We start from the raw sequence: 16,772 nt of genomic DNA on the forward strand, positions 1-16,772 counted from the left end.
GGTATTCGGTTCTCGCGCGCCGCTATCATAGAAGCGGACATCAGTGCGTAACCAAGTCGATTGCTTTTAGTTTCCATTACGCTCGTGCGGAACTCTTGCTTGAAGACCGAGCAAGGCCATCCTTCCGGGGCAATACCCACGAGGCATTAAAGTAATATTTTAATAGTTGGGTACCTCGTCAATATATCGTAAGCGCCCAACGAGCGGATTTTGCTGATCGGGCAAATCGGGCGATGTTCTGGCATTAATACCAGATCGAAGAGGTTGCATGGCTCGCATGGAGATCATGTCCGGCACTGAGCGTAGGCGGCGCTGGTCGGATGAGGCGAAACTGAGGATATTGACAGAAGCGGATCAACCTGGTGTTCGCATTGGTGATGTGGCTCGCCGGCATGACATTCATCCTGGCCAGATCCGTTTGTGGCGGCAGTCCTTCAGCTATGTCGGTCGACCAGCGATGTTCCTTCCGGTGGAAATCACCGAGGAGGTGAGCGCTACCCAGGCACCTGACACGCCACCGACGCCAGCGGTCATCGAGATCTCGCTACGAAACGGTCGGTGCTTGAGGGTTCCGGCTGACGTGGAGCTAAGGATGCTCGGGTCGTTGATCGCTTGCGTGGAGGCGGCATGATCGGGCCTTCCGGGAATTTCCGGGTCTATCTTGCCTGCGGAGTGACCGACATGCGGCGTGGAATTGATGGACTGTCGGCGTTCCACATATTCCTCGCCATTGTCAGGCGTGATGAGGTTGATGACGTATTCAAGACCTTCGATCTTGCTGCTGTCGGCGAATTCCGAGGAAATTGAGCCAGAGTTCGGTGGTCATCCCCCGGATCGTGTCGACCCCACTGCTCTTGGGCGCAGTACCTTTCGGCATGCCGTGGCGAAGTTCGTAGGCGGCGGCGAGGAAGCTGTTGCGCACGCTCGGGCTCTCTTTTTGGTAGCCGATCTGCTCAAAGATATCCGCCACAAGATCTTTCGCTGTCTGGTTGCCGGGCTCGGCATAGACGAGCTTGTTCATGATCTCCATTGCCTCACGATATTTGCCGGCGCCGTAGAGCTGTGTACCCTTGGCCATAATTTTTTCCGCGCCGCCCATCATCTCGACATACAGGGGTGCAGACTCGCGTGGCGATAGCGGGATCAAGGTCGCCGGATTGCCATCCCAGTAGCCGAGATAGCGATTCAGCACAGCGCGGCTATTATGCTCCTCAGACCCGTGATAGCTATGCGCTGCCCACTGTTTCTGAAGGCTGGCGGGCAGCTTGTAGACATTTTGGATCTCGTTGATCGTGACGCCCTGGTTGGCAAGGTGCAGTACATTGTTGTTGAGATGCGCATAGGTGTCGCGTTGTGCCCGCATGACCTCCTGAATGCGTTCGTTCCCCCAGCGCGGCCACCTATGGGCGGCAAACATGAACTCTGCCTCTGTCCCGTAACGGTATAGAGCGGTGCTGACATGCTTCGACCAGGCCAGCGCATCGCGCACGAGGGCCCCGCGCAACGTGTAGATATTGTGGATGGTCCCGGTAATGTTCTCTGCCGCCCAGAAAGCCTTGAACTGCGGAAACCATGTATTCATCTCCGCCGGCGCTTCCGTGCCTGGCGTGTTCTGGAATTCCATCGTGACGCCATCGATCGTCAACTCTCGAAATCTTTCTCGAAGTAGCGCGTCGGCTGGATCAGGCCCAGGTTACCGGCGGCAGTATTCTTGCCGATAGACTGGTCCACGTGACCGAACAGGCTGCGCGGCAGCAAGACCGGCCCGAAAGAGCCGAAATCGACGGTGCTCTCCGTCGAGGAGGAGGCTGTTATCGTTGCCTTTCGCCGGTATACGCTGCTGCCGCTCGATGACTGCCTCTATGCACTGCAGCCGACAATCCCGCATCTTACGCGGTCTTCGCTGCATCGTTGCCTGCAGCGTCACGGCATCGGCCGCTTGCCAGATGTCGACGGCGACAGGCCGGCGAAGAAGAAGTTCAAGAGCTACCCGATCGGCTACTTCCACATCGACATTGCCGAGGTGCGCACCGAACAGGGTAAGTTACATATATTCGTTGCCATCGATCGCACCTCAAAGTTTGCCTTCATCGAACTGCACGAGAAGGCGACCACCGCCGTCTCGCGCGAGTTCCTCCTGCGCTTGATTGCAGCCGTCCCCTACAACATCCACACCGTGCTCACCGACAACGGGATCCAGTTCACCACGCCCGGTGCTGGAGGCTCCGCTGTGCCGCTGATCAAAGAAGCAATCGCCAATGGAGAACCTTTCTCCCATGCCTTCGAATATACCTGCGCCACTAACGATATCGAGCACCGCACCACCAAGGTAAAGCATCCATGGACCAACGGTCAGGTTGAGAGAATGAACCGAACCATCAACATTCAAAAATCATTCAACAAAGTTTACAAATTCTTTGCAATTATAGATCGCGGACAATGGTACCTTCACCTCGAATCTGGGCCAGGCACGAACAAAGGCTGATGCCTGCTGATCCTCAGACCGCCCAAAGAGTGCAACGGAGGTCATCGCCAATGGCAAGAAGGACGCTCATCCTGCTTGAAGGCCACAGAAGTATTGGTCCAATGTACTTAAAAGAAGCCCGAGGACTTGGCCTCAATCCAATTACTCTGTCGGCTGATCCAACCGAGTACGATTATCTTGCAGCGGAAGGAGTCGACGTAATCCAAGTGGATACAGAAAATCTCGGTGCACTAATCGGCGAATGTTCCCAGCTGCGCGCGAAGCATGACATAGCTGGCATCACCGGCTTTACGACCCTCGACGAGTCGCTCTATGCGACAGTCGGCAAACTCTGCAGGCATTTCGATCTCCCGGGACCCAACCCTGCATCGATTGAACGATGCTGCGACAAATTCGCTCAACGTCAGCTTCTCGCGCAAACCGGTGTGCCGATGCCTGATTATCGCTTGGCAGCGAGCGCGACGGACGTAGAAAAATATGCTGCGGAGATCGGCCTGCCGGTGGTTGTTAAGCCAGCCGCGGGTACGGGCAGCAGCGGTGTCCGATTGTGTCGCAGTGTCAATGAATTAGCGGAACACACAACTTATCTATTGAGCAGAAAGCACACATGGAAGTCGTTGCCAAGGATACTAGTTGAAGAATTTGCACAAGGTCCTTTCTATGGCGCTGATATAATGGGAAATGAGGTCATTGGGATTGGCACCGCTGATTTTGCCTCCCCGCCCCATTTTATCTTTCGTGAGTGCACCTATCCGGCACCGCTAACTGACGACGCGCATAAGCGTATTGCCGATGTTTCGCTAGCCTGTCTGCAAGCTCTCGGCCTTGATTGGGGCCCAACGAGCATTGAGTTCCGGTGGACGAAGCGTGGTCCAGTTGTCATTGAAGTCAATCCACGTCTTTCGGGTGGGACCAACCCTCAAAGGGTTCAACTGGCTTATGGTGTCGATCTCGTTGCCGAGCACATCAAGGTTGTCATCGGCGAGGAATGGAATTTGCGCAGAAGCCGTTCAGACGTTGCGGCCACACGGTACCTTATTCCTGACCGCGACGGCACCCTTGATTGGATCGATGGCGGCAGTCGGGCGGCGGCCGTACCAGGTGTCGCTGAGGTCAAATTTTATGTTGAACCTAAGAAGACGATCGCCAGGAACGGCGATTACCTTGACGCTATTGGACATGTTATTGCAGCCTCACCCAGCCTTGCCCGGACCGAGGCAACACTTGAGCGCGCGGTCGACTTAATCAGTTGGTCGATCGCACCATCTCCGACCGAACAGGAAAAACCACAGCCCCCCCACCTCTCCGCACCACCACAAGTGCCCCCAGCTAAAAGGTGATCATCGCCCAACATCGGTCGAATCGCTAGAGCAAGTCCTGCGATCGATGAATCGATTGTGATGTGACGGCGTCCATCGAAGCTGATTCAAACATCCACAGGAGAAGAGGTGGATGATGGGACAAGCACTGAGCGATGATCTTCGAATACGGGTTTTGAAAGCGTCTGCGGCGGGAATGTCGGCTCGACAGGCCGCAGCTCGGTTCGGAGTTGGGATTTCGACGGCGATCCGCTGGATTGCGCAAACGGTTCAGGGGGCACACGTTGGCGGCCTGGGAATGGTTACGCTCGCTTCGGCGACGCAACCCCAAACTGTTCGCCCACTGGACCATAGGACGAGCGGCTGGATGATTGGGAGCCGGATGAATCGAGAGGTTCACGTCCGGTTCTGGGAGAGCGTGGGGCTGCAATGCCCCGCGCCACTCACCTACCTCCATGCTTACAAGACCGTGTCCGAGGCCCGCGTCGGCATTCGCCGATATTTGACCTTTTACAATAGCCGACGCCCACATTCATCCCTTGACCGGCAGACGCCGGATCAGGCCTACTTCAACGCGCTGGCACCAATGATGATGGCAGCATAATCGAGGCGGAAATCCACTTAGCAAAACGCCGCAAACTGTTCAGACAAACCGAGCCAGCTCTATGTGAGACGGGTCAACTCTTCAGCTATGTCGATCTGGAGGATCGTGTTCGTCGTGACCATCCGCTGCGGGCAATCCGGCAGATCGTCAACGACGCGCTCGTTTCGCTGGAGCGGGAGTTTGCAGCGCTCTATTCGCCGATCGGGCGGCCATCGATCGCGCCTGAAAAGCTTCTGCGCGCCATGCTTTTGCAGGCCTTCTATTCGATCCGTTCTGAGCGGCTTTTGATGGAGCGGCTGGAATACGACCTTCTGTTCCGCTGGTTCGTCGACATTGGCATTGACGTTCCAGCTTGGGACCCTTCGGTGTTTTCGAAGAACCGCGACCGGTTGCTGGAAGGTGACATCGCCGCGAAGCTCCTGGGTGCGATCCTTTCGCAGCCCAAGGTAAAGCGGCTGCTGTCAACGGACCACTTCTCTGTCGATGGCACGCTGATCGAAGCCTGTGCGTCGATGAAGAGCTTCAAGCCGAAGGACGGCCCAAGGGGCGATCATGGCGAACCACCATCGGATGGCGGTGGTCGGAATGCAGAAGCAGACTTCCATGGCGAAAGGCGCTCCAACGAGACGCATGCTTCAACGACCGACCCAGATGCAAGACTTTATAAGAAAGGAAAGGGCAAGGAGGCCAAGCTGTGCTTCATGGGGAATGGGCTGATGGAAAACCGCCATGGCCTGCTGGTCGATGCCTGCCTGACTGAGGCCAGCGGATATGCCGAACGGGTCGCGGCGCTTACCATGATCGAGCCCTTCACTGAGCGGACACAAGCGATCACGCTGGGTGCCGACAAGGCCTATGACACCAAGGACTTCGTCAAAGATTTGCGGTCGATGAAGGTGACGCCGCATGTGGCGCAGAACATCAATGGTCGCCGCTCGGCCATTGATGGGCGCACGACGCGCCATTCGGGCTATGGGGTCAGTCTGCGCATCCGCAAGCGCATCGAGGAGGCGTTCGGCTGGATCAAGACCGTCGCGGGGCAGGACAAGACGAAGTTCCGTGGCCGCGACCGCGTCGGATGGGCCTTCACCTTCACGGCCGCCGCCTACAATCTGGTGCGGTTGCCGAAACTGATGGCGGTGTCGTCATGAGCGCGGCCGCGAACTGCCACCTGATTGGCCGCTGGCGCATCGTCGCGGCCGATCTATGGGATCGGGATTATCTCGACCTGGTTGAGCCCGCCACAATCACCATCGGGGCCAATGGCCATGGCGAAATCGGCTTCGGTGCGATGCAAGCGAGCCTCGATCTCGGCTACAGCCCGTCCATGGTCTTCTTCCGATGGGCCGGATGCGACGAAATGGACGAAGTCTCCGGCGACGGTCATGCCGAGTTACTCGATGATGGCGTGATCGAGATCACTTTCGCATACGACAGCGGAGACGAGGCCATCCTAAAAGCCAAACGAGAGACTTCTTCAACAGCCTGCTAGAGTCTGTCAGCGCTAGGAATCGTGCGGAGATTCCCTTGGCTTTAATTTTGTGATCCAAGATCGTTGCTGGAGGCCGGCAATGATGGTGCGACCTCTTTCTCTGAATTTGCGAACGCGCATTGCTACAGCGTTGAATGATGGTAGGACGGTTCGCGCCGCAGCGGAGCGGTTCGGCATATCGGCTGCGACAGCGGTACGGATAGTGGACGTCGCGAAGGTGTCATAACCGACTGCCTCGGGTGATGTCGAAAAACTGACAACTGCTGTCGTTTGGTTCAAGATGCGACACGATCACGTTGGAACGAAATCCTGCTGTGCGAAACTTAGCCTTGAAAGATCTGCAGATATTCTGTTCTGGCGCTCCCTCGGCGGAGTTGGCACGGCTATTGATACTCCTTGACCAGCTACTAGGATTGGCTTGAGGCTGGGACTTGGTGCTACGGGACATGAGGTGCAGACCCGCTGTTATGCAGGCTCCCTCAGAACGGCCTAACGACGTTGCCGTTTATGAACTTTGAGCCGCGGTGTGATGGGATTGAACGTTGACCGCTTAAGATAAAACAAGCGCAGTTATCTTATGGTCATGTCGATGGAGAGTGACGTGAACAAGCAGAGATTCCGTAATCTTGCAAGTGTGATTGAGAGGTCGAGATCAGATTTCGACTACGCGTACTCCACAGGAATAATGACCCTGTATGCTCGGTCGCTTGAGCATCGACATGTGGAGATCGGGCCGGGACGATCGGTTATCGACTTCGCGAGAGGCAGCTATCTCGGGCTTGATAACCATCCACTGATCGTGGACGCTGCAATAGCAGCATTAGCGTCATATCGCTCAATACAATGGTCCGGTGCGCGCACGAGATTGAATTTTTCGCTAACTGGAGATCTCGAAAACAGCTTATCTGAACTTTTCGATGCTCGGATAGTCGTTTACTCGTTGGTTCTGACGGCGAACATGAGCGCGCTCCCGTTGCTCGCATGCGGGGCTTTCACCAGAGGACGTGAGCCGGTACTGGTCTTCGACCAATTTGCACATGCCACTTTGGCATACCATAAGGCCGTTTTGGCCGAAGATGCGCAGGTTTTGCAAATTAGACACAATGACGTTGAGGAACTGGAGGGTATTTGTCAGAAACACACTTGCGTCGCCTACATATGCGATGGTGTGTATTCAATGGGCGGAAATGCCCCGATCAGTGAGCTATTGCGTCTCCAAGAACGTTATGGGCTATTCATCTACATCGACGATGCGCATGGCATCTCAATCCGCGGAAGGCATGGCCAAGGATATGCCAAATCCCAAATCGCAGATCTCGGCGAAAACACAATTATCGCGGCTTCTTTAAGCAAGGGCTTTGGAGCGACCGGCGGTGTTCTCATGCTTGGGACGGACGAACAGGAGAAACTGCTTAGACGTTACGCCGTCCCGCACGCATTCTCAATGGGGCCAGACTTGGCCGCAATTGCGGGTGCCTTAGCATCAGCAGAGATTCATCGTTCTACTGAATTGGGTGAGCGCCAGGCCCGCCTGAGTAGGGTTATTCAAGCTTTTGACGAAAGAACCCCGACGCAATCATCAGGTGACGGAATGCCGATCCGGATGATTCCGATTGGTGAGTCTCGGGCAGCTGTGGATACGGCGGCCGAGCTATTGCGGCGCGGCTTTTATGTGGCCGCAGCATTCTATCCAACGGTACCCCGAGACAAGGCTGCTTTGCGCGTATGCCTGACGGCGGACCACAGTCAGGACGAGGTCGCCCAGCTCTGTGCGTCCATCCGAGACATAGCTAGTGCCCGTCAATAACACCCGTCTTTCGGGTATTCCCGTGGGTAAATTGCGCGTTCGAGCCGATCTGCAGTGCATGTCGTCACGGAGTGCGCGGACCACGGTCGCGGAGGGCCGATGAGATGAGGCGAGAACGACTGACATTTGCATGCCCGATTTGTGATCCCCATTTAGACCCATATACTGTTTGTTTCACGACTTCTGGAATGCCCCCGTTGCGAGGATCTGAAAGCTGGAGGATAATTTGAGCACCTCAAGATCCGCTGTCCTGAGAGACCATGTTTACGAGGAATTAGGTGCTTTGATAGGCGGCGGGCAGTTTCCTCCAGGCGAGAAAATCACCATCCGAAACCTAGCAAAAGACTTTGCAATGAGCGCAACTCCTGTCCGTGAGGTCCTCTATTGCTTGATATCCGAGGGTGTTTTACATGGTGAAGCGAACAGATCCGCCTTCATACCGCTTCTAACGCCCCAGCAAATTGCGGAACTCAAGGACATTCGTTTGCACATCGAGTGCTTCGCGGCAGAGCGCGCTGCGCTAAGGGGTACAACGGAGATTGCGGCAAGGTTGCGCGAAACATCGGCAAAACTGAAAACGGCTCGTGCCGCCGGTGACCGTCGTGCGGACCTTGCGCTGGTATATAAGTTTCAGCGCCAACTTTATGCCCCATGCGCGATGCCAAACCTTATTCCAATCATCAATTCACTTTGGCTAAAAACGGGGCCATACTTAAATTTGCTTTTTCCTCATTACATTTCTGGGATACAAACCAACCGCGGAGATTGGCGCGAAAGGATAGCTGCTGGCGTTGAGAACAGAGATGCTGCAGCAGTTGTGGACGAGGTCAAGCAGAGCGTTGATCAATCTTTGACCTATATCGCCAAAATAGTTGCCGCCGCGGCAATGCTAAAGACTTCGGACGGAAACTTACTACCGCGTCCGATCACTAAAGAAAGGAGACAAGTGAATTTAATCACCATCGAGTTCCCTTCGCGCCGATAAAAAAGAACCGCATCAAAGTCCGGTCCGATCATGCTGACTTGAAAGCATAGTGTCGGCGGCCAATCATTGCGTCGGCAATCCTGTCTCCCATACTATGTAATCAAACGTCGCCTTATCAGTCGCAGCAGAGTGCTCTTCGTGTCCAGAATTCAAATTCGCGACAGAACCACAAATTGAGCGGCAGGTCGAAGGCAAATCTGAGGGGTCTACGATGTCGAACGACGCTACTAATACGGGTTTCCTGCCGCCGCCAATGGTACTGATCGCCGCGGCAGACGACAGCTTTCGCACGTTCTTGGAATATACCGTAAAGAGCAGGGGCCTCTTTGTAGCCGGCGTGAGCGATAGCGAAGCACTTGCGAAGCGCCTCCAGACAACGGCGCCGGATCTGCTGCTTCTCGAATCACGTATACCCGGTGTGGAGACGCAGACACTCTGTGAACGCCTCCGCCTGGACCGCCGAACCCAGTCAATGTCGATTATCGCGCTTGCGGCCGAAGGTGACGAAGCAAGTCGAAAAGAGATGCTTGAGTCCGGTGCCGACCAGTTTCTGAGCAGACCATTGTCGCCCGAGATACTCATGACAAGTATTGGCGCGATCTGGCACGAGGCGAATTGGGATCCCGCCCCCAGCAAAAGAGAACTCTTGACCTTTCTCGATCTCGAACTGGATGTCAGCAGCTATCGCGTGCGGCGGAATGGACGTGCGATTCATCTTGCTCCGATGCAGTTTCGATTGTTGCGCCACCTCATGAAGAACCCGCATAAGGTATACTCCAGGGATGAACTGCGGGCCGCGGCTTGGCTGCGCGCTGTTCATGTTGGCCCCCGCACCATAGATGTCCACATTGGCCGCTTGCGAACGGCTCTCAATAGCATGGGCGAACAGGAACTCATACGCACAGTATGGTCCATCGGATACGCACTTTCCGACTAGGCATTTCAGGTGATTTGTCTACGGTAGCTTTGTCGACCTGCGCCCTCCCCCCGCGCCCTCGATTCCACTGATGTTGGGGCCGTTGCGCACCATCGAATCTGCTTTGAAGTGACTACTATTCAAATGCCGGGAAAGGATGAAAGTAAACTCAATGTTTGCTCATTTTCCTGCTTTTTACGCGTTGCCCACGCGCGGAGGGGACCGACTGCCTCAAGCGGCGGCCCCATCCGCTTCGGCACCCCTGAACGGCCTCATTGCGAATTTTTTGGCGCGTCATTCGTACCGATGAGGAGCGAACTATGAGCGGAGCGCTGCTTAGCCGTTCTCGACGCTACTGGTTCGTCGTCTGTTCCGGGATAAATTCTTTCATGGATCTCGCGCGCCCGGCAAATCGCCCGCGTATAGTCGTCTTCCAAATAGATGCGCAACGTTGAAGAATCTAGCTCAGTCACTGCAGTTCTTGAGCCAACGGAAACCGCGCGATTGCCGGCCAGCGCGACAATCCGAAGGGCAAAATCAACGTCGCTTAAGATGCATAATCCGGCCCCGCGGTTGTCCTCGGTACAGATTGCGCTGACGTCCTCCTGATCAAGAAGCACCCGGAGCTTGTTGCGTTCCGCAAGGTTACCGCACGATAACACCGCTGCGTCGCGAGCCAGTGTCACTGAGGGGGCATTATCATGCCCTGTGACAATTGTGCCACTAACTACTCCGTCGCTTGTAAGTGATTTGCAGGCAATGGTGACCGAGTAGTTTTCCGCATGCTCCACCGCCCTGTGGTGCAGTACTTTTGCGCCATATCTCGACATTCGTGCGATTGTCCCATAGCCAATCTTGGGTATCAGTCTCGCTCCCGGCACAAGATAGGGGTCTGCTGTATAGACGCCCGGAACGTCCGAGTATATTTCACAAGAGCGCTCTCCCAACATGGAGGCAATCACGACAGCTGTCAGATCAGAGCTATTTCTGCCGAGAAACGTTAACCTGCCAGACTGATTGATTGCCTGTCCGCCCGTGGCAATGACAATGTCATTCTCCTTTAGTGCTGCAATAATTGAATCAGGATCTACGCTTTCTATTGAAGCGCGACCAAAGCTTGAATTCGTACATATGCCAAGAGAATAGCCGTTTAAAGACATCACGGGAATCCCTTGCCGGCTCACGGCGGCCTCCAGCAGGCAGGCACTGAGCATCTCTCCAGTTGCGAGTGCCGCATCGAGGTTCGATGGTTTTACTTGCTTATTGACGCCGAGCATGACTGATTTGAGGTTGTCGGTCGTACCCGACATTGCACTGACCACGGCAACGATTTTGTCCTCCCCCGCCGCGAGTCGCTCGGCTAAATGCCGAGCGACTCGACCGAAGTCTTCAGGGTGCTGAAAACTAGAGCCTCCGAATTTCAGAACCGTTGCGTTCATTGGCCACCAATCACGTTGTTGGAAATTGCAAGCTTCAAGATGAGAGGTGCGTTAAGCGCCGCACCTTAAGATTATCTGCAGCGATCCAGAGGCAGTACGGATTCTCGGGGTTTACTTTCACGCGCGCGACGTGAACAAATCGCAGGATCTGTGAGATGGCGCGGCGTCGGATATCCTACATGAGGTCCGCCGACATAGAGCCGAAAATCGGGCTCTAATGTCAGTAGCTCACGAACCTGTACGACATGAACGGACTCTTCTAGCTCGAGATAAACCGCCTCCGGATGGCCATTTACTACGGGAACCCGAACCCAGGTGGAGGTTAACCGCAGATGAGGCAGACCTAAGATTTTTCGAGACTCTTGAAGGCGCTTGCGTTCTTCTAAAGTCACCCCCTCCGAGGTGATCTCACCAACTTGCGGTATTACATTGAACGCAAGGGGAAAAGGGAAATGCTTTGCGCGTGGCGGCGCGCGTCCAGCCAGTGCGGCTCTGGATCCTTCCAATAACTCGTCGATCCCTTTCAGGCCGCCCCCCGAGGCCGCCTGATAAGTGGTCAAAATGATCTGATGAACATGAAAGGCTGTTACCAATGGTCTAAGAGCTCGGACCAGCTGAATCGCGGAACAGTTTGGGTTTTCCACTATCCCCGAACGCGGGCGAGCCGCGAGCGCATTAGGATTAATTTGTGGTACGAGGAGCGGTACGTCTGGGTTCATTCGAAAGGCGTTCGAGTTGTCGATCACTAGGGCGCCCTGGGCTGCGAACAGAGGACCATATTTGGCGCTTACCGCGCGCCCTGCCGAAAAGAATGCGATATCGGCTTGGGTGTCGTCGATCTCGTCGAGTGGCTCCACGATGCAGATTTCATCTCGAAACCTCAAGCGGCGACCAACCGAGGTGCGGGACGCTAGCAACCGCAAACGAGAGACCGGAAGCTGGCTCGATTCCAGCAACTTGATTAGCTCAGCTCCGACGGCCCCCGTGGCTCCGATGATAGAAATATCTAAGGCTCTCATGATACTCGACCTCCAGAGGGCACTTCCGGGCACTCGCTGCCCGCGTGGCTATGTTCGCTGCTCCTATAGAGGCTGTATCGGGCCCTCGACTGGGGTATGATGGACGATTGCCGCCCACACTCTATGTGATGGTGGAATCATTAAAAACTACTATGTTCGGTAGGCGAGTAAAATGCACCCGCTGTGCATCACACAGAAAACCTTCAGCATACGCTATTTGTTGCAGGCGCCCTGTCACTGCCGCCGTTGGTTCTAAATTTCCGAGACTCACAAGAGCACCTTCGTGGAGCAGTGCGATCACTTGGCGGGTGCGTGCGCCGCAACATCGCCTGACGTCAGCCGTTGCGAAAGATATAGCTGTAACCGTTGATCGCCGGAGCGCCACCCAGATGCGCATAGAGGACCTTCGATCCCTCTGGAAAAAGCCCTTCTGCACGAGATCGACCATCCCTTGCATTGATTTGCCCTCGTAGACCGGATCGATGATCATGCCCTCCAGCTGCGCGCACAGGCGGATGGCCTCCTTCGTTTCCTCTGACGGAATGCCATAACTGGGATACGCATATCCCTTGAGCAGAAGCACGTCGTCGTCGTCGATTTCCTCGCCGAGCTCAACGAGCGTTGCAGTATGCCGGGCAATTTTTAGCACTTGCGCCTTGGCTTGGGCGGGGGTAGCGGAGGCATCGATCCCGATCCCGATCACGTTGCGCTGTCGCCCATCTCTCGCGAACCCGACCACCATGCCGGCTTGCGTCGAACCGGTCACCGTGCAAACCACAATATAGTCGAAGCCAAATCTAAGCTGCTTCTCCTGTGCACGAACTTCCTCGGCGAAGCCGACGTAACCGAGACCACCCAATGTGTGAACGGATGCCCCGGCTGGTATTGCATACGGCTCAAGAAAATATTTCCGACTCGGTCGTAAACGGCATCTTCATGTGGTACCCAGCTCTCTTCTACAAGCACGCATTCATGCCGATCTTGGCGGCGACCGCCGCGACCATCCGCGTGTGGTTGGACTGCACGCCTCCGATGGAGACAATCTTATCGGCTTTCGACGCGATCGCAACGGGGATGATGTATTCGAGCTTAGGAAGCTTGCTTCCACCTTTCCCCCTAGATGCTTGCCGAGGCGGTCGAGCTTCTCGATGGCGTAGGTCCAAAGATGAGCGGGTATCGTTCGAACTTTTTTCAGCATGTTCTCTCCGGTGACTTACCTTGATCAGACTTCGACTATTCGCCGGCTACCCCGGGTTTTGATCTGACAGGTGGGAACAGTTTCCGCCGACGTTCCAGTTCTCGGATGAAGCCTCAACCGCCGCATGGGACCCGGCGGTAGGTGGAACCAATCATCCTCCGCCCGATAGGCCTCAAGATCGATCTGTAGCGATTGTGCCAGCCGGTCGCTGCGCAGATCAAGGAACCAGTGATCGTCCTGATGCGCGACGGAAGCGGTGATTTCGGCCTCATGAAAGGCACTCGTCCTGCCCAAGGGGAAATAAAAAGCTTCCGCGATCAGCGCCTCGGTGTCGGGCGCTATGAGACGCGCTACCGTGACGTCATGCGACGGCGGGCCGAAGCGGAAGGCATAGGTGGTGTCGAAGAAGGCGCCGAGGAGATCGGTGCAGGCGATCTTGCACTTGGCGCGGGCTTCGATCGAGAGGCCAAGCTTACCGCTCACCACTTTTTGCCGGCCATCGCGCAGGCAGCGGACCTCGAGATCGAGGTCGAGCGTCACATTGCTCTCGTTGACCACATGCACATCGAGACCGTTATTGCCTTCGTCGGTGAAAAGCACCTGCACGGGCCGAAAGCCCGGGGCAGCGCATACCACGTTGCCTTCGGTTCCCGGGTCGAATCAATACGCCCCAGCCGGGCCAGGCAATAAATCCTGCAGCGTCCAGACCAGAGCGCCGTTGCAGCCCGAACCCTGCCGCCGCCACTCGGCATAACACTCTTCCGCGACTTCGCCGGTGACCGCCTGCGACAGAGCAAGATAGAGATCGGAATCCTCCCGGCGCAGCCGATCCGACCCGAAATCATAGAGCTCGCGGAGATAATGATCGCGCACATCCTCAAAATCCCAGGAGGTGCCACGATCGCGCGGCACACGCTCCTTCCATAGCGGGCTTTGGACTGGAGGAACCGACAGATGCCGCGACAGCGTCCGGGCCTGTGGTACATGCGCGAAACCCTAGCTTTCCGCCGCAAAGCGGACATCAGCGCGGCGTGAGTCATCGAGAGGGCGCAATAGGCTCCGACGCCGTATTAATGCGTCACCCCTTAATTCGGAGAAAACGGCATGGCGCCGCCGAAGGGCGAATTGACGACATAGGGGACATCCGGCCGAAGCGATCGGGCAACCGCCGGTATGATCTCCTCGACGATGGGGCTCGGCCGGATTCGCTCCGGCAGGCCGAGCATCGCCGCCTGCTGGTGGATTTCGCTGCCGCCGCAAACGACGGCGAGTGATGGCGTGGCGGAAAGGAACTGCGCCACTTCCGCCTCGACATGGGCGTTCAAAGCCTTATCGTCTTTCGGATAGTCGAAATTGGCGAACATGAAATCCTGCCAGACCAGCAGGCCGAACTCATCGCAGAGGCGGAAGAACCCCGGCGTCTCATAGGCCATAGTGCCGCCAATGCGGATCAGGTTCATACTGGCCTCCGCCGCCAGCCGCAGCCACGGTTCGTAATCGGCGCGACCGCCAGGTAGGCGCACGATATCGGCTGTGATCCAGACCGCGCCACGGCAGAAGATGCGTTCGCCGTTTACCATCAGGCCGAAATCCTGCCATCGGGGCCGCGATCGATCGCCAGCCGACGAAAGCCGGCGCGTCCGAGCGGATGCTCGACATCATCGATGATCAGCGTGACCTCATGGAGGTGCGGTCTTCCATGCGTGCGTGGCCACCATGGCGTCACACTAGGGATCTTCAGGATCGTCGTGCAGCGGCCGTGGCTATCCCGCTCGAAGGCCTGCTTGATCTCGCCGCAGCGAAGGGTGACCTCGCTGACATACCCTTCGATCGAAGCGAGGCATAGAGCAGTCCCTCGCCATCCTCAAGCAGATCAGACCGCAGCGAAAGGTCGCGAACGATGGGCTTATGCGGATGCAGCAGCGATACCGGCCGCCAGGGTCCGACGGCCTGTCTTTCCGGGCACCAGCCAGGCATATGGCCGAGCAGGGTCGTGCGCACCAGCCGCAATCCCTGCGGCGTGATCATTTGCGGCCGCCAGCGGGCGCGCGGGCCGGGTTCGCCAAGGCCCGGCTCCAGCGCACGGAAGCACAATGCCAGTTCGTCGCCGCCATGAAGGTGAACGGCAAGATCATGGGTTTCGAACATGCTCTCGGAGACGAGAATTTTCTGGCCGTTCAGGAAGACTTCGCAGAGCGTTGCCAGACCTTCCAGCCGCAATACGGCATCGCCGGCATTAACATCGACCAACCGGCAGAGATACCAAGCGTCACGGTCGTTCAACGGATGCGGTTGTTCTCGGTCGAAAAGCCCGGCCTTTTCCAGCGCTTCCGCCACAGTGCCCGGCACAGGTGCCGGGATGAGACCAGCCGAAGGCGATAGGTCCGAAGGCGAAGCGCCGGCGCCCGCATCCGTCAGAACCAGATTCCAGCCATCGCTCTGCAGCGCGTCGCCGCTGATATCAGCCAAACGCCCTTGCATTGGATCCCCCAACTCAAAACATGATCCCGATAAGTGAACAGCGACTTTTGGAGGCGATCATGTTCAACTACAGCTTTTGTTGAAGCAGGCCCATCATGGAATCCCATGCATCCACGGCCGGCTCAAGCGCCATCTGCAACGGCTCGAATTTCTTGCGCGTCACCGCTCGGGCAAGCTGGAACTGCACCGATTTCGCCACTTCCGAAATCCGCCGTGCCTCACCAGCCGCCTCAGCGAAATCCGCCGACAGCCAATCGAGATGACTGCCCGCCAGCTCGAAATTGGCCCCGAGCTGGCGCAGCGTATTGAAGGCATATTTATGGAAAAAGCCGAAGGACCGCTCGGCCACCGCTTCCGCCTGGGCCGGGAAAACCGCTGCGAAGGCACGTATGGGGTTGGCCGTGGGGCGGCGGCAGAAATGGAAATCCAGGAGCTGCCGCGATGTTTGCCGAATGGCGGATTCTCCCCGCGCCTTTTCCGGGAATTTAGCAAATTCGGTATAGGGCAGGAACGGGGGATCCTCTTCCGTAAGCTGCAACTGCAACAGTCCGTCGAAATCCTCGCCCGAAAGGCTGAAGAAGCCGCCATTGTGAAAATAGTCGAGCGAACGGCCCGCGATATCAAGCCGATTGATCGCCATCGTCGTCTTGCCGTGCTCGCAGCGATAGCCGACGCCCTGCGTATCCGGCATAAAAAAGGGATCCATCTCCACCAGGCAAAGCCGGCCACGACCGATCTGTTCGGCAACGTGATGCTGGACCTCGTTGTAGATCGCCAGCTCCGTGCAGCGGATGCCGTAGATCGCTTCGAGATCTTCGAGCGGCACCTTGAAGAAGGGGAACTGGTCGCCCTCGAAATCCAGGGTCACAGTGAAGCCGAGCATCGCTTCCGGAGGCAGCCTAAGCGTGTTCAGCACTTCGATCCAGAGGTCGATATAGCAGTTGGTTTCCGGCCACATACGCTCGCTGGCGTGCAGCGCGTGTGACTTATGGGTAACGGGATCGAGGTCCCTGAAGACGGAAGCCAT

At 56.5% G+C, this 16,772-nt stretch carries 9 protein-coding genes and 7 pseudogenes; 10 read left to right on the forward strand and 6 right to left on the reverse strand.

Annotated elements, in window-relative coordinates; genetic code table 11:
* Window positions 1-268: 268 nt before the first annotated feature.
* A complete protein-coding gene (gene tnpA, locus CO657_RS37535) occupies window positions 269-631 on the forward strand; it encodes an IS66-like element accessory protein TnpA (protein ID WP_054186034.1) in 363 nt (120 codons plus the stop codon).
* A gap of 23 nt (window positions 632-654) precedes the next feature.
* On the opposite strand, the pseudogene CO657_RS24880 reads toward tnpA, so the two are convergent.
* Window positions 655-1,761, reverse strand: a pseudogene (locus CO657_RS24880) (alkyl/aryl-sulfatase); the annotation flags it as partial.
* Here CO657_RS24880 and CO657_RS24885 point away from each other — a divergent pair.
* The 9 genes and pseudogenes from CO657_RS24885 to CO657_RS24935 all read left to right on the forward strand — a co-directional run.
* Window positions 1,760-2,380, forward strand: a pseudogene (locus CO657_RS24885) (DDE-type integrase/transposase/recombinase); the annotation flags it as partial. The pseudogenes CO657_RS24880 and CO657_RS24885 sit on opposite strands and share 2 nt — an antisense overlap.
* Before the next feature lie 155 nt (window positions 2,381-2,535).
* Window positions 2,536-3,825: an ATP-grasp domain-containing protein gene (locus tag CO657_RS24890; protein ID WP_054186035.1), complete on the forward strand. Its 1,290-nt coding sequence runs from the start codon at window positions 2,536-2,538 to the stop codon at window positions 3,823-3,825.
* A gap of 115 nt (window positions 3,826-3,940) precedes the next feature.
* Window positions 3,941-4,081, forward strand: a pseudogene (locus tag CO657_RS24895) (helix-turn-helix domain-containing protein); the annotation flags it as partial.
* Between the two features lie 168 nt (window positions 4,082-4,249).
* A pseudogene (locus CO657_RS24905) lies at window positions 4,250-4,408 on the forward strand (integrase core domain-containing protein); the annotation flags it as partial.
* 35 nt (window positions 4,409-4,443) lie between these two features.
* On the forward strand, window positions 4,444-5,559 hold the full coding sequence (locus CO657_RS24915) for an IS5 family transposase (RefSeq protein WP_054186036.1): 1,116 nt from the start codon (window positions 4,444-4,446) through the stop codon (window positions 5,557-5,559).
* Window positions 5,556-5,900: a hypothetical protein gene (locus tag CO657_RS24920; protein WP_054186037.1), complete on the forward strand. Its 345-nt coding sequence runs from the start codon at window positions 5,556-5,558 to the stop codon at window positions 5,898-5,900. The genes CO657_RS24915 and CO657_RS24920 overlap by 4 nt, the downstream gene beginning before the upstream one ends.
* Before the next feature lie 601 nt (window positions 5,901-6,501).
* Window positions 6,502-7,707 (forward strand): aminotransferase class I/II-fold pyridoxal phosphate-dependent enzyme, encoded by a 1,206-nt coding sequence (locus CO657_RS24925; protein ID WP_342585739.1) that lies wholly within the window; start codon window positions 6,502-6,504, stop codon window positions 7,705-7,707.
* Window positions 7,708-7,933: 226 nt separating this feature from the next.
* A complete protein-coding gene (locus tag CO657_RS24930; protein WP_054186039.1) occupies window positions 7,934-8,692 on the forward strand; it encodes a GntR family transcriptional regulator in 759 nt (252 codons plus the stop codon).
* 211 nt (window positions 8,693-8,903) lie between these two features.
* A complete protein-coding gene (locus CO657_RS24935; protein WP_054186040.1) occupies window positions 8,904-9,629 on the forward strand; it encodes a response regulator transcription factor in 726 nt (241 codons plus the stop codon).
* A 251-nt stretch (window positions 9,630-9,880) separates the two neighbouring features.
* On the opposite strand, the gene CO657_RS24940 is transcribed toward CO657_RS24935, so the two are convergent.
* From CO657_RS24940 to CO657_RS24960, 5 genes and pseudogenes are all read right to left on the reverse strand, one after another.
* On the reverse strand, window positions 9,881-11,047 hold the full coding sequence (locus CO657_RS24940; RefSeq protein ID WP_054186041.1) for an amino acid kinase family protein: 1,167 nt from the start codon (window positions 11,045-11,047) through the stop codon (window positions 9,881-9,883).
* Window positions 11,044-12,066 (reverse strand): annotated as a pseudogene (locus CO657_RS24945) (aspartate-semialdehyde dehydrogenase). Before CO657_RS24945 ends, CO657_RS24940 begins: the two are co-directional and overlap by 4 nt.
* Before the next feature lie 335 nt (window positions 12,067-12,401).
* A pseudogene (locus CO657_RS24950) lies at window positions 12,402-13,233 on the reverse strand (pyridoxal-phosphate dependent enzyme).
* A gap of 55 nt (window positions 13,234-13,288) precedes the next feature.
* Window positions 13,289-15,745, reverse strand: a pseudogene (locus CO657_RS24955) (glycosyl hydrolase 2 galactose-binding domain-containing protein).
* Window positions 15,746-15,812: 67 nt separating this feature from the next.
* Complete coding sequence (locus CO657_RS24960; RefSeq protein ID WP_082366397.1) at window positions 15,813-16,772, reverse strand: DUF1839 family protein; 960 nt, start codon at window positions 16,770-16,772, stop codon at window positions 15,813-15,815.

It is taken from the genome of Rhizobium acidisoli, from assembly GCF_002531755.2.
GTDB classification, from domain to species: Bacteria; Pseudomonadota; Alphaproteobacteria; order Rhizobiales; family Rhizobiaceae; genus Rhizobium; species Rhizobium acidisoli.

What these genes read in the sequence shown, in the direction of transcription:
- tnpA (WP_054186034.1), top strand. Translation starts at nt 269, where the DNA reads ATGGCTCGCATGGAGATCATGTCCGGCACTGAGCGTAGGCGGCGCTGG.
- CO657_RS24890 (WP_054186035.1), top strand. Translation starts at nt 2,536, where the DNA reads ATGGCAAGAAGGACGCTCATCCTGCTTGAAGGCCACAGAAGTATTGGT.
- CO657_RS24920 (WP_054186037.1), top strand. Translation starts at nt 5,556, where the DNA reads ATGAGCGCGGCCGCGAACTGCCACCTGATTGGCCGCTGGCGCATCGTC.
- CO657_RS24935 (WP_054186040.1), top strand. Translation starts at nt 8,904, where the DNA reads ATGTCGAACGACGCTACTAATACGGGTTTCCTGCCGCCGCCAATGGTA.
- CO657_RS24940 (WP_054186041.1), bottom strand. Translation starts at nt 11,047, where the DNA reads ATGAACGCAACGGTTCTGAAATTCGGAGGCTCTAGTTTTCAGCACCCT.
- CO657_RS24960 (WP_082366397.1), bottom strand. Translation starts at nt 16,772, where the DNA reads ATGGCTTCCGTCTTCAGGGACCTCGATCCCGTTACCCATAAGTCACAC.